Source organism: Dactylosporangium sp. NBC_01737, assembly GCF_035963215.1.
GTDB lineage: Bacteria > Actinomycetota > Actinomycetes > Mycobacteriales > Micromonosporaceae > Dactylosporangium.
On the sequence record NZ_CP109153.1, the window covers coordinates 10,468,812 to 10,484,768 of the forward strand.

Annotated in this window: 17 protein-coding genes and 1 pseudogene; 9 read left to right on the forward strand and 9 right to left on the reverse strand. The window is 72.7% G+C overall.

The window, feature by feature from the left end:
- Positions 1 to 2 precede the first annotated feature (2 nt).
- Positions 3 to 1,103: an ArsR/SmtB family transcription factor gene (locus tag OHA72_RS48030; protein WP_327002775.1), complete on the reverse strand. Its 1,101-nt coding sequence runs from the start codon at positions 1,101 to 1,103 to the stop codon at positions 3 to 5.
- A gap of 145 nt (positions 1,104 to 1,248) precedes the next feature.
- Between OHA72_RS48030 and pdxR the strand changes: the two genes are divergently transcribed.
- Both pdxR and OHA72_RS48040 read left to right on the forward strand, forming a co-directional pair.
- The gene (pdxR, locus tag OHA72_RS48035) at positions 1,249 to 2,682 is read left to right on the forward strand and encodes a MocR-like pyridoxine biosynthesis transcription factor PdxR (RefSeq protein ID WP_327002776.1); all 1,434 of its coding nucleotides are present in this window, start codon (positions 1,249 to 1,251) and stop codon (positions 2,680 to 2,682) included.
- 57 nt (positions 2,683 to 2,739) lie between these two features.
- Entirely contained in the window at positions 2,740 to 4,029 is a 1,290-nt protein-coding gene (locus tag OHA72_RS48040; protein WP_327002777.1) for a S1 family peptidase, read from the forward strand.
- A gap of 57 nt (positions 4,030 to 4,086) precedes the next feature.
- Here the strand turns inward: OHA72_RS48040 and OHA72_RS48045 are convergent, their stop codons facing one another.
- Positions 4,087 to 4,218, reverse strand: a complete 132-nt coding sequence (locus OHA72_RS48045) for a hypothetical protein (RefSeq protein WP_327002778.1) — start codon at positions 4,216 to 4,218, stop codon at positions 4,087 to 4,089.
- A 126-nt stretch (positions 4,219 to 4,344) separates the two neighbouring features.
- Between OHA72_RS48045 and OHA72_RS48050 the strand changes: the two genes are divergently transcribed.
- Together OHA72_RS48050 and OHA72_RS48055 are read left to right on the forward strand one after the other, a co-directional pair.
- A complete protein-coding gene (locus OHA72_RS48050) occupies positions 4,345 to 4,962 on the forward strand; it encodes a tetratricopeptide repeat protein (protein WP_327002779.1) in 618 nt (205 codons plus the stop codon).
- A 175-nt stretch (positions 4,963 to 5,137) separates the two neighbouring features.
- The gene (locus tag OHA72_RS48055) at positions 5,138 to 6,076 is read left to right on the forward strand and encodes an ATP-binding protein (protein WP_327002780.1); all 939 of its coding nucleotides are present in this window, start codon (positions 5,138 to 5,140) and stop codon (positions 6,074 to 6,076) included.
- On the opposite strand, the gene OHA72_RS48060 is transcribed toward OHA72_RS48055, so the two are convergent.
- The 4 genes from OHA72_RS48060 to OHA72_RS48075 all read right to left on the reverse strand — a co-directional run bounded on the left by OHA72_RS48060 (position 6,017) and on the right by OHA72_RS48075 (position 8,093).
- Complete coding sequence (locus OHA72_RS48060) at positions 6,017 to 6,553, reverse strand: hypothetical protein (RefSeq protein WP_327002781.1); 537 nt, start codon at positions 6,551 to 6,553, stop codon at positions 6,017 to 6,019. The genes OHA72_RS48055 and OHA72_RS48060 overlap by 60 nt on opposite strands.
- A 193-nt stretch (positions 6,554 to 6,746) precedes the next feature.
- Positions 6,747 to 7,331: a hypothetical protein gene (locus OHA72_RS48065; RefSeq protein ID WP_327002782.1), complete on the reverse strand. Its 585-nt coding sequence runs from the start codon at positions 7,329 to 7,331 to the stop codon at positions 6,747 to 6,749.
- Positions 7,328 to 7,792: a hypothetical protein gene (locus OHA72_RS48070; RefSeq protein WP_327002783.1), complete on the reverse strand. Its 465-nt coding sequence runs from the start codon at positions 7,790 to 7,792 to the stop codon at positions 7,328 to 7,330. Before OHA72_RS48070 ends, OHA72_RS48065 begins: the two co-directional genes overlap by 4 nt.
- A gap of 4 nt (positions 7,793 to 7,796) precedes the next feature.
- Positions 7,797 to 8,093: a hypothetical protein gene (locus OHA72_RS48075; protein WP_327002784.1), complete on the reverse strand. Its 297-nt coding sequence runs from the start codon at positions 8,091 to 8,093 to the stop codon at positions 7,797 to 7,799.
- A 235-nt stretch (positions 8,094 to 8,328) separates the two neighbouring features.
- Here OHA72_RS48075 and OHA72_RS48080 point away from each other — a divergent pair, with 235 nt between their 5' ends.
- The 3 genes from OHA72_RS48080 (at position 8,329) to OHA72_RS48090 (ending at position 12,247) form a co-directional block, all read left to right on the forward strand.
- The gene (locus OHA72_RS48080; RefSeq protein ID WP_327002785.1) at positions 8,329 to 9,684 is read left to right on the forward strand and encodes an AfsR/SARP family transcriptional regulator; all 1,356 of its coding nucleotides are present in this window, start codon (positions 8,329 to 8,331) and stop codon (positions 9,682 to 9,684) included.
- Positions 9,681 to 11,486, forward strand: coding sequence for an AfsR/SARP family transcriptional regulator (locus OHA72_RS48085; RefSeq protein ID WP_327002786.1), 1,806 nt, complete (start codon positions 9,681 to 9,683; stop codon positions 11,484 to 11,486). The genes OHA72_RS48080 and OHA72_RS48085 overlap by 4 nt, the downstream gene beginning before the upstream one ends.
- 392 nt (positions 11,487 to 11,878) lie before the next feature.
- Positions 11,879 to 12,247, forward strand: coding sequence for a hypothetical protein (locus tag OHA72_RS48090; protein WP_327002787.1), 369 nt, complete (start codon positions 11,879 to 11,881; stop codon positions 12,245 to 12,247).
- Here OHA72_RS48090 and OHA72_RS48095 read toward each other — a convergent pair.
- Complete coding sequence (locus OHA72_RS48095; RefSeq protein WP_327002788.1) at positions 12,228 to 12,470, reverse strand: hypothetical protein; 243 nt, start codon at positions 12,468 to 12,470, stop codon at positions 12,228 to 12,230. The genes OHA72_RS48090 and OHA72_RS48095 overlap by 20 nt on opposite strands.
- Before the next feature lie 157 nt (positions 12,471 to 12,627).
- Positions 12,628 to 14,439 (reverse strand): AMP-dependent synthetase/ligase, encoded by a 1,812-nt coding sequence (locus OHA72_RS48100; RefSeq protein WP_327002789.1) that lies wholly within the window; start codon positions 14,437 to 14,439, stop codon positions 12,628 to 12,630.
- Positions 14,440 to 14,567: 128 nt separating this feature from the next.
- Between OHA72_RS48100 and OHA72_RS48105 the strand changes: the two are divergent.
- Positions 14,568 to 14,795, forward strand: a pseudogene (locus tag OHA72_RS48105) (phosphoketolase); the annotation flags it as partial.
- 140 nt (positions 14,796 to 14,935) lie between these two features.
- Positions 14,936 to 15,151: a hypothetical protein gene (locus OHA72_RS48110; RefSeq protein WP_327002790.1), complete on the forward strand. Its 216-nt coding sequence runs from the start codon at positions 14,936 to 14,938 to the stop codon at positions 15,149 to 15,151.
- Between the two features lie 82 nt (positions 15,152 to 15,233).
- Here OHA72_RS48110 and OHA72_RS48115 read toward each other — a convergent pair whose 3' ends face one another.
- Positions 15,234 to 15,596 (reverse strand): hypothetical protein, encoded by a 363-nt coding sequence (locus OHA72_RS48115; protein ID WP_327002791.1) that lies wholly within the window; start codon positions 15,594 to 15,596, stop codon positions 15,234 to 15,236.
- Positions 15,597 to 15,957: the final 361 nt, after the last annotated feature.

The window sequence follows — 15,957 nt, forward strand, 5'->3', positions numbered from 1 at the left end:
GATCATGCCCGGCTCAGCGGATCGAGGAACGCGCGCAGCGCCTCGGCGAGGGACTCGAGGCAGTCGCGGCGCAGGCGGTACAGCACGTAGTGGCCGTCGCGCAGCGGCTCGACCACGCCCGCGTCGGCCAGCCGGCGCAGGTGTTTGGACACGGTCGACTCGCTCAGCCCGACCAGCGGTGCGAGCTCCTGCGTGCTGCGCGGCCGTTCGGCGATCCAGCGCAGCACCCGCAGCCGGTTGTCGTCGCCGCACGCGCGCAGCACCCGCACCAGCTGCGCCGGTGGGACGCGCGGCCGGGTCTGCCGGGCGAGGAACCCGGCCGGGTACGTCATCCCGGGCGGCCGGCCCGCCTCGACGCCGCACCAGACATGCGGCCACGAGAACGCGCTCGGCGTGAACGTGAACGTGTCCGTGACACCGACCTGTACGTCGGGCAGGCCGGCTCCTGCGCCCGGGTGCGGCGGGCAGGTGACGTCCAGCGCCACCGATCCGCCCGAGATGCTGAGCCGCACCCGCGGCCCGAGCGTCGCGACGAACGCCGCAAGCCCGCCGGCGACGAGCAGGCGTCCCGCGTCGGCGACGGTCTGTGCCAGCTGCGGCTCGACCCGACGGTATTCCACGGCGAAGGCGGCCGCCCAGTAGTCCTCCAGCAACCGGCACAGCCGGTCCGCGAAACGGCTCGGATCGGTGCGGGCCAGGTCGCGCGCCACCCGGGTCTGCGGCGTGCCGAGCCGGTCGCCGGCCGCGACCGCGTCGGCGAACCGTGCGGCCACCGTCTGCTCGGGCATCGACCGCACGAACGCCACGCCCGCCTCGAACGAGGTGAGCAGGCCGGGCGAGAAGCCGGCTAGCGGGCTGGGCAACGCGCCGCCGATCCCGCCGGCCGGGGCCGCCGTGGTGCCGAACGCGAACGCGAACCCCGCCAGCTCCCGGCGCAGCGGCAGGGGCAGGGCACGCATCCGCCGTACCCAGTCGTGGTGCATCGGGTGGTGCTGCGGCGCCACCAGGACGTGCAGGCTGAACACCGCCTCGGGCAACGGGCCGTAGGCGAAGCCGACCCGCTCCAGCGGGTTGCCGGGCAGGGCGAAGCGGATGGTGGCCAAGGGCGCGCGGTTTCCTTGTCGGGGGACGGTCTGTGGCGGCGTGGCTGGTCACGGACAGGCTAGGTCCGCCCATGGCCTGCTCGACAGGACCAAGTTCGCACGTGTTCTGCTGGACCAAGTCGCAGTCACCGGGTGAACTGGTGCCATGGAGCTGTTCCTGGATCCCGACGACCCGAGCGCACGCGTGATGCAGCTGTACGAGCAGGTCCGCACAGCCATCGCCGAGGGGCGGCTCGCACCCGGCGACCGCCTTACCCCGTCGCGGACGGTCGCGGCAGCGCTGGGTGTCTCGCGCACGACGGTCACGGAGGCCTACGGCCGGCTCAGCGCCGAGGGCTACATCGAGGGCAGGTCGGCCCGCGGCAGTGTGGTCAGCGCGGCACCGCCGCACCTGCACCGCGATCCCCGGGTCGCCGCGCTGCGACCGACCCGCCGCGCGGCGGGGATCGTCGCGTACGACTCCGACCCGGCCGCCGACGGCATGTTCGACTTCCGGGCCGGCCGCCTCGACCGGACCGTGTTCCCCGCCCGCGCCTGGCGCCGTAGCGTCCTGCGGTCGCTGGAGCGGGCGCCCGCGCACTACGCCGACCCGGCCGGCACACCCGAGCTGCGGGCCGTGCTCGCCAACTGGGTGGCCCGCTCGCGCGGCGTCACCGCGAGTGCCGAGGAGGTTTTCGTGACGGCCGGGGCCGGGCACGCCGTCGACCTGGTCGCCCGGGTGTTGGTCGACCCGGGCGCCACCGTGGCCGTGGAGGAGCCCGGCTATCCCCCGGTGCTGTCGCTGCTGCGCAGCCAGGGGCTGCACGTGGTGACGGTGCCGGTCGACGAGGGTGGCATCGTCGTCGAGGCGCTGCCGCCGCGCACGCGGCTGGTGTACGTGACGCCCTCGCACCAGTTCCCGCTCGGCATGGTGATGGCCCGTTCCCGCCGCCTGCAGCTGCTGGCGTGGGCCGCCCGCAGCGGTGCGGCGATCGTGGAGGACGACTACGACAGCGAGTTCCGTCACACCGCCCGCCCGCTCGAGCCGCTGCAGCGCCTCGACCGCGACGGCCGGGTCGTGTACGTGGGCACCTTCAGCAAATGCCTGTCGCCGGCGCTGCGGGTCGGGTTCATGGTGGTCCCCCGCACGCTGGTGCCGACGCTGCGTGCCGTACGCCAGGCGATCGACTGGTGCCCGCCGGTCCCGGCGCAGGCCGCATTGACGCATTTCGTCGGCGAGGGCCGCCTGGATCAGCACCTGCGCCGCAGCCGACGGGTCTTCGGCAGGCGCCGCCAGGTGCTGCTGGAGGCGCTCGAACGGGCGTTGCCGCCCGGGTACCGGCGGCTGCCCTCCGACGCGGGGCTGCACGTTACCGTGACGGGACCAGAGGATCCCGACGACGAGGGCCTCGCCCTGCGGCTGCGCCGCCACGGTGTGCTGGTGTCGTCGCTGCGGCGGACGTACGCGACGACCCCGGCCGGCTCCGGCCTGATCCTCGGCTTCGCGGGCCTGCCGGACCCGCTCGTGGTCCCCGCCGTCGACGCCCTGAGCGCCGCCCTCACCCGCCGCAGCCCGCGACGCGTACTGAAGCCGACCTGAAGCCATCGATGACTAGTGTTCCGCCGCGTCACGTCCCAGCGACGGCAGGAGGAATCGATGCTTCGACGAACAGGCGCGGCCGCGGCGTTCGTGGTCCTAGTGGTACTCGTCGGCGGTACGCCCGCCCGGGCCGACGAGCCGGCGGACCTGATCGACCCGGCGGTCGCCGCCCTGATGGTCGAGCGAGGGCTCAGCACAGCGGAGGCCAGCCGGCGGATCGGCTGGCAGGGGCGCTCGGCCGACCTGGCCGACGCGGTCGAGGCCACGATCAGCCCGGACCAGTACGGCGGGGTGTGGATCGGCACCGACGACGACAGGGTCACCGTCGGCGTGCTCACGGCGGCGGCACCGCTCGACGCGTTCCGCTCGACGGTGACCGGCCTGGCCGCGAACGTGGGCCTGGAATCGGCGGGGGTCAACGTCGTACCCGTGCAGCACAGCCTCACCAAGCTGGTCGAGGCGAGCGACTGGCTCGCGGACCGGGTCACGGTGGCGAACGAGGGCGCCACCGCATACCTGACCGCCGGCGGGTACACCACGGCAGGCAACGTCGTGCGGCTCGGGGTGCCGTCCGCCCCGGCGGTCCTGACGCCGGCACAGCAGGCGGTGGTCAGCGAGGCGCAGCAGCGTCTCGGCGGGATGCTGAACGTCCACGCCGCGGCCGGAGACGCGCAGGCGCAGGCGTGCAGCGCCCACTACTGCGACGTGCCGCTGCGCGGTGGCGTCCGCTTCGACGGCACCGTCGGCTGCACCCTGGGCTTCATCGGGCGGAGCCGGGCCAACGGGCGGTTGTACGCGATCACGGCCGGGCACTGCTTGCGCGTGCCCAACGGCACCCAGACCACCTCACGGTTCGCCTCCGGCCCGACCAACCACATCATCGGCCCGGCGCGTAACTCCCTGCTCGATCGGCGGGGGGACGCTGGCATCATCGAGATCACCAACTACACCGGCTGGAAGCCTCAGGCCCGGGTGTACGTGACCGCGTCACCGGCATGGGCCGGCGTCCCCGGGACCGTCCGCAACGAGCTCTACCCGATCCGCGGCGACAGCCTGAGCCGGGTCGGCCTGCGAGTGTGCAAGCGGGGCTACACCGCGGGCACGAGCTGCGGCCGGGTGACCGAGCTCAACGCCACCGTGTACTACACGAACCTGCGCGTCACCGTCGGCGGGCTGGCCGTGGCGAACTACTGCGCCCGCCCCGGCGACAGCGGCGGGCCCGTCTTCGCCGGCAGCACCGCGTTCGGCATCCACTCCGGCGGCAGCAACAGCAACGAGTGCCTGACGTACTACCAGGGCATCCGCGGCGCCGAGAACCTGATGAACTTCAACGTCTCGTCCGTCTGACCCGCGCGGACCTCGGACGTGTGCCCGCGGGTGGCGTCCGAGGTCCGCGATCGCCGTTCAGCCGTGCAGGACGGCGAGCACACCGAGTCCGAAGTAGACGGAAGCGAACCACCGGTGCATGCCGGACCTGCACTGCAGCTGCCGGCCGTTCTGCGCCGTGGGCGCCGGCGGCACGATCGTGCTGGCCAACCGTCCCGGGTGGCCAGGGCGACCGGGTGACGCACCTGCTGTACGACGTGAAGCCGGACTGAAGGCGCCGGCTGGCACGATGTCCCGCGGCATCCCGTGCTCCCAGACCCGGAGGAACGTTGCAGCATGAGCGTCGACGACCCACTGTCCAAGGGGATCGGCCCGGCGGCGATGATCGCCCTGCCCCGGGCGGCGGCGGAGAACGACGCCGACGTGGCCTCGCAGTGGTGTGCGAGGCTCGCCCGGTTCGGCCTGCTCGGCGCGGCCGAGGCGCACTTCTGCCCGGCCGCCGACCGGGGCGAACTGGTCGCGGTCAGGTGCCTGGTGTGGCTGGCCCGTGAGCAGGGCGACACCGGCGGTGCGCAGCGGTGGCTGACCCGCGCCGCCGAGCTGGACGATCCGTGGGCGATGAACGACCTGGCCATCCTGCTCAGTCGCGGCGGGGACCGTGCCGAGGCGATGCGGTGGTACCGGCGAGCCGCCGACGCCGGCGTGACCATCGCGATGAACAACCTGGCGATCCAGCACGCCGTGCAGGGGCAGCTCGACGACGCCGAACGGTGGTTCACCAGCGCCGCGCACGCCGGCAACGTCGACGCGATGGCCAACCTGGGCCGGCTGAAGTGGGACGCGGGCGAGCTTCAGCAGGCCGAGACGTGGCTCACCGCGGCGGCCGGGGGCGGCCACGAGGGCGCCCGCGACCGCCTGACGGAGCTGCGGGCGCTGGGCGGGGCGCGGGACTGAGGCCAGGTGCCGCCCGACAACCTCCCGGCGCAGCTGACCAGCTTCGTCGGCCGCGCCGCCGAGCTGGACGACCTCGAACGCGCCGTCGCCGGCGCACGGCTGGTGACCCTGGCCGCGCCGGCGGCTGCGGCAAGACCCGCCTCGCCGTGCAGGCCGCGGCCCGGCCCGCCGGCCGGTGGGCGGACGGCGGTGGTGGGTCGATCTCGGCGCCGTCGCCGAGCCGTCGCTGGTCGCACCACTGGCCGCGGCGTCCGTACGGGCCCCGGTCCAGCCGGCGGCCGGCGCGCTGGCGGCACTGTGCTCGCAACTGCAGCATCGCGACATGCTGCTGTGCCTGGACACCTGTGAGCAGGTGCTGGACGCCGCGGCCGAGCTCGCCGCCGCGCTGCTGCGGGCGTGCCCGCAGGTGTCGATCCTGGCCACCAGCCGCGAGCCGCTCGGCGTCCCCGGCGAGCTCGTGTGGCGGGTACCGTCGCTCGGGCAATGGGACGCCGTGCGGCTGTTCACCGAGCGGGCCGCGCTGGTCCGCCGGGACGTCGGCCCGCTGCACGACGCAGCGGACGCCGTCGACGCGATCTGCCGCCGCCTGGACGGCATCCCTCTCGCCATCGAGCTCGCCGCGGCGTGGATGCGGGCGCTGACACCGGCCGAGCTCGCCGCCGGCCTCGACGACCGGTTCCGGCTGTTGGCCGGCGGGCCGCGCGGCGGCGTCGCCCGCCATCAGACGCTGCTGGCGTCGATGGACTGGAGCTACGCCCTGCTCGAGCCGGACGAGCAGCGGGTGTTCCGCCGGTTGGGGCTCTTCGCCGGCGGGTTCACCCTCGACGCCGCGCTCGCGGTGTGCACCGGCGACGGCGAGCAGGGCACGGCGTGCACCATGCTCAACGCGATCGGCCGGCTCGTCGACAAGTCGCTGGTACTGCCCGGCGAGCAGGGCGGCCGGTTCGGAGCGCACCCTCGCGGAGGCCCGGGCGTGCGGAGAGGCCGCCGGCGACCCGTTCACCGCCGGCTTCGGGCTGCTGATGCAGGCGTGCTCGCTGACCAACCGGGACCGTCACGACGACGCCGTCCGGCTCGTGCAGCCGCTGGCCGACGCTGCACTGCGGCGCGGTGACCGGTTCTGTGCGTCGTTCGCGCACGCGGTACAGACCTGGGCGGCGCTGTACACCGGTGAGCTGCCCCGGGCCGTCGCGCTCGCCGGAACCGCCGTGCGGATCGCCGAGCCGCTGCGGGACCAGTTCACGGTCGGCACCAACACCGCCAACCTGGCCTGGACGACCGGGCTCAGCGGCGACGCCGCGGCGGGGGCTTGCGATGATGGCGCCGGTGGTCCGCCGACCAGCAGCAGGCCGGCGAACGACACGGCGTACGCGGTGATCACCCACTGCCGGTCGGCGTCGCCGAAGTCCAGCGCGGACTGCACGGACGGCAGTGCGATGTTGACGACGGTGCCGTCCAGCGCGGTCATCAGTTGCGCGACGGCGACGACCACGAGGGCGAACCATCGCCGGTCCCGCCGGGGTGCCCGGGCATCCGCCGCGCCCGGCGGGCGGTGACGTGCGGGATTGTCATGGTGGCTGTCCACATTCATGCTCTGCTCCTCAGTGCCATGCGGATACACCGCAGATCGGCTGACGGGTGCTTGCCCCGACCAACCTGCCGCCGGCGGGCACGGCGGGGATCAACCACCTGGTGGAGCCGGGCGCCGGCACCGGGTTGAACCGGCCGGTCCCGCAACGACGACGGAGCCGCTGCCTGGGCAGCGGCTCCGGGTTTCGCGGCGCCTACAGCAGGGCGGCGGCGATCAGGGCGGTGCCGACGCCGGCGTCAACCACGGCGCAGAACTCCGACCAGGGACGGTTGACGACCTTGTCCGCCTTGAAGTGGTACATGTCCCAGGCGCCGTGGGCGAGGAACGCGGCGCCGGCCACGGCGGTGCCGAGGGCTGGCTGCACCGCCGCGCACAGCAGCGTGAGGGCACCGAACACCACCATGCCGGCGGTCTGCACCCAGAACCTGGGGACGTCGGTGAACAGCCGGCGAAGCAGCAGCCAGCACCACAGCACGAGCAGCACGCCGGCCATCCCGACAGCCGGGTCGAGCGTCGTCGCGCCCGACAGCCGAAGGACGTGCAGGACGGAGACGACGGCGCTCAGCACGACGAACGCCGGCCACGCCGAGACCGGCCGACCGGTACCGTACGCGGCGAGGTAGATCGCCGCCATCGTAGCCACCGCGGGCCCGAACAGCTCGGCCTCGCGATCGAGCAGCACGATCACCGTGACGGCACCGGCGACGGCCGCGAGCCCCAGCGCCGTCGGCCACCGGTCGGCCGGACCGGCACGCCGCGAGACCCCGGGGCCTGTCACCGCATCCTCCGCAGGGCGCGTGTGGTGGGTGGCAGCATCGCCAGTACGGTCGCGCCGCCCCACATCAGGGCCGCCACCGCAGGCACACCAGCGAGCCGGACGGCGTCGTGTGAGACGAGATACCCGACCGCGTACAGGTAGTAGACCGTGACGACGGCGCCGATGAACACCAGTGCCCAGCGGGCGAACGCCAGCCGGGCCAGCAGCAGCGGCGCGAGCGTGAAGGTCGTGCAGGCGACCGTCATGGTGGCTGAGATACCGAAGTCGATGTTGCCGGTGATCCGTCCCGACAGCACGATGCCGATGACGCCGGCCAGGCTGCGGGCCTGGCCGTCACCGTTCCAGTTCACCAGCGCGAAGACCAGCGACACCAGGGCGCAGGCGGTGAACACCCCGCACGCCGCGTAGAGCGGCAACGGCGAAGCCGGGGCGGGACGGGAGAGATACGGGGGATATGACACCGCGTCACGCTAACCGAGCACCACGCTCAGAAAATCGTGCGAACCGTGCATACCGCTGCGGTACCACGCCGGTGAAGCCGATCTGAAGCAGCGGCGGCGGACTGTCCATCGATCGACTGACACCGCGTTCGGTCGTCCCACTGTCCCGCGCGGCGCCGCCGACGGCGTCCTGTCCGGCATCGACGGCACCCTGCGGGTCGTCGAACGGCTGGCCGGCACGCAGGTGGCGTCCGCCGCGGCGGACGCGGTGGGCTGGCGGCACCACTTCCCCGGCGCGCCGCAGCGGATCGCCGAGCAGCACTTCGACGCATTGACGTCGCATCAGCGCAGTGGCGCGCCAAGCTGCTGGAGTACCCCGCCGGTGACCTCACCCTCACCAGGCGGGCTGGCCGGTGGGCCGGCCGTACGCCGCCGCCCGTCCGCGGCACCCGATGACCCGGCCGATGTCGTCTTCGGCGAATCAGTCGTCACGACCGGTGCCGGGGCCTAGCCTCGGCCACGGATCCGCAACGCGAGATGAAAGGAGCCGCTGGGACATGCTCGGCCCGCCCGCAGACGCCGTGGACGTCACGATCGGACTGCTCGGCCCGTTCGTCCTGCGGGTCCGCGGCCGGTCCGTGCCGGTCCGCTCACCGCAGCATCGGACACTGCTGGCCGCCCTGGCACTGCAGACCGGCCAGGTCGTCACGGTCAGGGACCTTGTCGCGGCGGTGTGGGACGGGCATGAGCCCCGCAACCCCCGGCGCGCCGTGCAGCTGGCGATGGTGCGGCTGCGGGCGCAGCTCGCCGCGACGGGCTGCGCCGGGCTGATCACCACCAGCGCCGACGGGTACCGCATCGAGCTACTGGCAGAGTCCCTTGACGTCAACCGGTTCCGGCGGCAGCTCGACGACGCCGATCGCGCGGCGGACCCCGCGGCGGCGGTTGCGGCGCTGCGCCGGGCGCTGCACCTGTGGCGCGGCGAGCCGCTAACCGACGTCCCGTCCGGCACCCTGCACCGGTTGCACGCGCCGGGACTGCACGAGCAACGGCTGCGCGCGCTCGAACGGCGTTTCGACGCCGGACTGCGCCTCGGCCACCATCACGACCTGGTCGACGAGCTGCGCACCGCGACCGCTGCGCACCCGTTGCGTGAACGGCTGTCGGTGCAACTGGTGACCGCGCTGCACCGCGACGGCCGGCGCGCGGACGCGCTCGCCGCGTACCACACCGCACGCCGGCACATCGCCGACGCGTTGGGCGTCGACCCGGGCGAGGAGCTGCGACGGCTGCACGCATCCGTCCTGGACGGCCTGCGGTCCCACGCCACCGGTGCGGTCCTGGCGCCCGCCGTCCCGCACCAGGTGCCCGCCGGCCGGACCGGCTTCGCCGGGCGCACGGCCGAGCTCGCCGCACTGGACGCCATGCTGGCACCGCACCGCGACCCGTCGTCGCCGGCCCGGCTGGTGGTCGTCACCGGTACGGCCGGCGTGGGCAAGACCGCGCTGGCACTGCGCTGGGCACGGTTGTCGGCGGACCGGTTCCCGGACGGTCAGCTGTGGGCGGACCTGCGCGGCCACCGCTGGCCCCGCGGGCCCCGGGTCTCGCCGGGAGCGGCACTCGGCCGGTTCCTGCACGGGCTGGGCGCACCGCACGACGTCATTCCGTCCGACCCGCAGAGCCGGGCAGGGCTGTACCGCACCCTGATGGACGGCCGGCGGGCACTGGTCGTGATCGACGACGCCGGCGCCGCCGAGGACGTGCGTCCGCTGCTGCCGGGCGGGCCCGGCAGCGCGGTGCTCGTCACCAGCCGCGACGAGCTGACCGGGCTGGTGGCCGCCGACGGCGCCGGTCTGCTGCACCTGGCCCCGCTCGTACCGCGGAGGTCACCCCGCCGCGGGCCGGCCACGTGAACGGCGACGACCTGCGCTTCGGCGTCCTCGGGCCGCTCACGGTGCACTCCGGCGCCCGGGGCGCGATGCAGCTGCGCTCCCCCAAGTACCGCATCGTGCTCGCCGCCCTGCTGCTCGCGCCGGGGCGGACCGTGCCGGTGGCCGAGCTCGCCGAGGCCGTCTGGGGGACCCGCCCGCCGGCCGACGCGCGACGTGCGCTGCAGCTGCACATCCTGCGGGTTCGTGCCGCCTTCGCACAGTCGCGCCTGGCACCCGTGATCGTCAGCGACCCCGGCGGGTACCGCATCGACGTCGACCCGGGCACGGTCGACACCGGTTCGCTCGCCCGGCTCCTGGGCGAGGCGGACGCGGCCGCCCACCGTGACGATCCGGACGCGGAGGCCGCGGCACTGCGCGGGGCGCTCACGCTGTGGCGCGGCGAACCGCTGTGCGACGTGCCGTCCGACCTGCTGCACCGCACGTACGTCCCCGCCCTCGACAAGCAGCGGCTGAGCATCCTCACCCGCTTCCACGACCTTGGCCTGCGCCTGGGCCGGCTCGACGAGACCGCCGAGTCCGCGCTGCAGTATCTGGGCCGGTACCCGCTGGCCGAGCCGCTGTGGCGTCAGTTGGTCACGGCATTGCACCGGGCCGGCCGCCGAGCCGACGCGCTGCAAGCGTACGAACGCGCCCGGCAGCGGTTTGCCGACGACCTTGCGGTCGCCCCGGGGCCGGCGCTGCGGCAGCTGCACGCGAGCGTGCTGGCCGACCGTCTCGTCACCGCCGACCGGGCCGGACCGCCGGGCGTACCCCGGCAGGTGCCGAACGCGATCGCCGGGTTCGTCGCGCGTACCGCGGAGCTGCGCCAACTCGAGGCACTGGTCGGCGGCGGCGACCGGCGACCCGTCGCGGTGACCGGGACGGGCGGCATCGGCAAGACGGCGCTCGCGGCTTACGTCGCCCGCCGCGCCGCCGACACGTTTCCCGACGGCCAGCTCTGGATCGACCTGCGCGGGTACGACGCCCGCCCGGCCCTGCCGCCAGCCCAGGCGTTGACGATCCTGCTCGGCTCGCTCGGCGTACCCGGCACGCTGTTGCCCGCCGACCTGGACGGCCTCACCCGGCGGTACCGCTCCGTCATGGCCGGCCGGCGCGCACTGGTCGTCCTCGACAACGCCCGCGACGCTGCCCAGGTACGTGCGCTGCTGCCCGGGCGGTCACCGAGCCTCGTACTCGTTACGAGCCGCCGGACGCTCGGTGACATGACGGGCGGGCACGTGCTCCGCCTTGGGCCGTTCGACCGTGCGGCCGGTCGTGCGCTGCTGGTCGAACGGCTCGGCGCGGCGCGGGTGGAGCGCGAATCCGCGGCCGCCGACGGCATCGTCGAGCTGTGCGAAGGTCTGCCGCTGGCACTGGCCGTCGCCGCCGCCCGCGCGCTGGCACACCCCGCCGTGCCGCTGGCACGCCTGCATCGGCAGTTGCGGTACGTCGACGCCCCGCTCGACCGGTTCGCCGGCAGCGACGCACGGGCCGACGTCCGCACTGTGCTGTCCTGGTCCTACCTGGCCCTGCGGCCCCGGGCGGCAGCGCTCCTGCGGCGCCTCGGCCAGCAGCCGGGCTTGATCGTGCGGGAGTGCTTCGCCGCAGACCGGGCAGCGTTGGACGAACTCGTGGAGGCGCACCTGATCACCGAGCGGCGGGCAGGCGCATTCGGTATGCACCCGCTCGTGCACGCGTACGCCGCCGAGCAGCCCGGCGGGAGGCAGCACGGTCTAGGCGGGGGTGAACGTGGACGCGCGGCCGAGCTTGCAGGGCGCAGGTGAGAACGTGGGCGGCTCTGGGACGCCTACTTCGCCGTGATCTTCGCCCTGACGCTCTGCGCCATGGCGCTCTGCGACGTGCCCTCCGCTCAGCGGTGGCTCTCGGAGGGATGCTGGTGGCGATCGCAGTCCTGTACCTGGCCTACGGGCGCGGTCTCGTGCGCCGGGGCACGACCCGCGGGCCCTCCATCGGCTTCCTCGGCGCCGTCCCGTGCTGTCCAGGAGTGCCAGGACCCGGCCGACGATGACGTCCTCGCTGAGGCTCGTTGCGTTGACGGAGCAGGCCAACTGCAGGACCCGCCCGTCCGGATCGCTCTCGCGGTGGGCCTCCAACTGCCGGTGAGCAGCAGGAAGACCGGCGTGAAGGCAGCGGCGGCCGGACGGTACCCGGCCTCGTGGGCGGCGGCTACCGCCCCGGTGGCACCGAGGATGGGCTGGTCACACACCACCGCGACCCCGTCGTTGTCGTAGGCCTCGGCCGCGTCGCGGACCTCGTTCATGTCCCGCTCGAACGGCCGGTCGTGCCTGCCGCTGGTCAACAACGCCTCCGCCGCGTCACGGGCTTCGCCAAGATCGCCACCGAACCGGCGGAGACAGCTCGGATGACCGACCTCGTCCGGTGCACACACGGCCTGGAATCCCGCCTGTTCATGCTGATCGACCGCGTCGCCGCCCGCGGCAGGCGGCAGGCGGCGACGTGTCGTGCGCCGCGTGGCCGTACAGGTCTGTGCACCGCTGGGACGCTCATCGCCACAGCACGCTGACCGTCATCGCCAGCCCAGCGACGGCCGCCAGGATGCCCACCAGCCGCGCGGTGCGGACCACGTCGCGCTCCCGATCGGCTGGCACCTGCCGGAACCGGCTCACGGAGGCGGCCAGATCCGAGGGCATCGTGACGCACCTCGTAACGACCCCGCCGACGTTCGTCGCGAGGGCCACGCCCGTCACGACGAACGCCAGTCCAAACCCGAACAGCTCCCACTGCATGGCGCGGCAGCCTACGGCGCAACGCGCACAACGCCGTTACGAGACGGTGTCGCGGCGGACAACCCAGTTCACGGCATCGCACTTCACGTCCGGCTGCGTCGGCATGGGTGCGGCGGCGGTGACGCTGCTCGGCACGTGCCTACGACCACGAAGGCTTTCAGCGGGCGCGGTAGAGGGCATCGACGTCGGTCGCGAACCGTTCCGCTACCACGTTGCGTCTGACCTTGAGGGTGGGGGTGAGCTCGCCGTCGGCCTCGGTGAAGTCGCGCGGCAGGATCCGGAAGGTCTTGACCTGTTCGGCCTTCGACACCGCCCGGTTGGCTCGGTTGACGGCGGAACCGATCTCGTTACGCAGGTCCGCGTTGTCGCGCAGGTCGGCGAGCGACGACTCGGGCCGGCCGTGAGCGGAGGTCCAGCGGGTCCAGGCCTGAGGATCGATGGTGACGAGTGCGGCGACGTACGGCCGGCCGTCGCCAACGAGCATGCATTGGCTGACCAGTGGGTGTGCGCGGATGGCCTCCTCGATCGGGGCGGGCGTCAGGTTCTTGCCCGACGCGGTGACGAGCACCTCCTTCATACGACCCGTGATGGTGAGGAATCCGTTCGCGTCCAGGCGACCGAGGTCTCCGGTGCGCAACCAGCCGTCAGCGGTGAACGCGGCACGGGTGGCGTCCGGGGCGTTCCAATAGCCGGGGAAGACCACATCGCCGCGCGCCTGGATCTCGCCGTCGTCGGCGATGCGGATCTCCACCCCTGGCAAGGGACGGCCGACGGTGCCGATCCGCTGCTCCGACGGCGTGTTCACGGTCAGCGCCGGCGACGTCTCGGTCAGTCCGTACCCCTCCAGGACCGTGATTCCCGCGCCGCGGAAGAAGTGCCCCAGCCGCTCGCTGAGTGGCGCCCCGCCGACGATGGCGGTCCGGCATCGCCCGCCAAGCGCCGCCCGGAGCTTGCGGTACACCGCCATGTCGCACGCGGCGCGGAGCAGCCGCAGCGGCGTGCTCGGACCGCGCGAGCTGTCCAGGGCTCGGCTGTAGCGCACCGCCACCCGCTCGGCCACCGAGAACAGCGAGCCGCGGCGTGACTCGCGGGCCTTCTGCCTGGCCTGCTGGTGCAGCTTCTCGAACACCCGCGGCACAGCAAGGATGAACGTCGGCCGGTGCCGGCGCAGCTGATCCAGTGCACCGGCGATGTCGGCGCTGTGCACCATCGTCGCTCGCGCCTGCACCGTCCCCACCTGGATCAGGCGCGCGAACGCATGCGCGAGGGGCAGGAACAGGACCGTCGACGCCCCTGGATGCAACAGATGCGGTAGTGCCGTGAGCGCGCCCGCCGCGTCGCAGTGAATGTTGCGGTGTGTCAGCGTGCAACCCTTCGGACGACCGGTCGTCCCGCTGGTGTACACGATCGTGGCCGTATCCGCGCCGGTCACCCGTTCCCGGCGCGCATCGAGCCGGGCATCGTCGAGGGCCCGGCCGTGCTCGGCCAGGGTAACCAGCTCTCCCGCACCGATCTGCCAGGTGCTGCGCAGCGCGGGCAGAAGGGGCCGCAGGCCATTGACGGTCGCGGCGTGGTCACCGGTCTCCGTCACGCATCCCACCGCGCCGGAGTCGGCCAGGATCCACTCGATCTGTTCGCGGCTGGCAGTTTCATAGATCGGAACCGTCACCGCGCCGATCGCCCACAACGCGTAGTCCACGAGCGTCCACTCGTACCTCGTGCCGCTGATCAACGCTACCCGGTCACCGTGCTCGACACCGGCGGCGAGGAACCCCAGAGCGACATCACGAACATCAGTACGGAAGGCCAGGCAAGTCACCGACATCGGCCCGGGCCAGGACCCGGCATCCGGGTCGGGCCGCACGAACTGCACCACTTCCGGGTCTCGACGGGCGTTGGCCCACACCACGTCCGCGAGCCCGGGCAACGACGCCCGGGTGACCACCGGCTCCACCGCCACGTACTGCATGCCGCACACCCCCACGCTCCGGCTACGACCCCATGATGCCGTCGGGCACCGGCAGCGGCCTCACGCCGCGGAGGGGAGGTGAGCGGAGCGCGGGTCTGCCTACCCACCGGGCGAAAGGGAGGACAGGCATGCAACTCAGCCGGATCGACGCGTGGTGGCGGGCCGCCAACTATCTGTCGGTGGGGCAGATCTACCTGATGGACAACCCTCTGCTGCGCCAGCCGCTGCGCCCCGAACACGTCAAGCCGCGCCTGCTCGGGCACTGGGGCACGACGCCCGGCCTCAACTTCATCTACGCACACCTGAACCGCTGTATCAGCAGCCGCGACCTCAACGCCATGTACGTGATGGGGCCCGCCGCGGCGAACGCACACTGAATTGTCGGCAGGGCCACCGGTCATGGGCATCATTCGAAGATCCCGAACGCTCTTTCACGCCACCGCCGCACACCCTCCGATCCCCCAGCCGGAGCAGTCTCGATGGTGTGTCGCAGGGTATGGGCCAGTCCGAAACACTCATCGTCACCGAAGCACTCGGCCATTGCGAGCGCCTCCTCGTCCGTCACGGGGCGCTCAATACGGTCCAGAAGTTCTCCGGCGCGCCTGACAAGCACCTCAAGAACGTCATCAGGCTCAAGATCTTCCGATGGCAGTCTTCCGAGGCTGATGAACTCACGAACTTCCGGCCGAATCATTCGGACCTCACCTCCTAGCCGGCCAGGCGGCGCGCCCGAGCCCCCGTCAGGTGACTGCGGTTGAGCGCGCTTTCCGCGACGCGCGGGGCACCGACAACAGCTAATCGAATCCGCCGATCAGGTTCGACCACATCGACGATGCTCCGGTAAACGCCTCTTGGTCCACGGCCGCGAAGCTCCGCCGGACCTCACTGCACAGCAACCGATATGGCTCATAGGCATCGAAGTCAGCTCCGGGCCGAACGCCCTGCGCCCCGCCGCTACTTGCGTGCCAAGCCGCGTCGTCGGATCTGTCCGCTTCATCGTGGACGCTGCAAAGGATCTCCGACAACCAGTACCAACGCCATGAGAAATCCACGAATGCGCCGGCACCGCTGTTGATCACTTCGTCGGCGACCCCCTCAGGATGCAGGTCACGCAGCGGGCCGGCCAACTCCCGGAAGTTGGGCACGGCAATCACCACGCCGGCTGATTCCTGGCACACGATCCGCACGTCCGCACAGAGAGCGATCCGATAGGCACGCAGTTCCGCCGTCGCGTAGGTGGCTCTGACTCAGGCTGGAAATCGGCCCCTACACGTGCGAAGACGTCATCCTCCTCGACAGCGGGCAGGCCGTACCCTGACAGCACATTCCTGTCCCGTTCAGGAATGTGCCAGTCACGGACAGCCGGCGGCGGTGCCACACCGGCGCTCCCGGCGACGGCCAAGTCAGAGAGATCCGCGCGCAGGATTCGTCGCACCTCCTCCCGTGCCCGCTGAAACTCCATGTACCTCACCTCGACAATCCAGCCCACGAGCCATGCCATCAACCCCACATGGATCG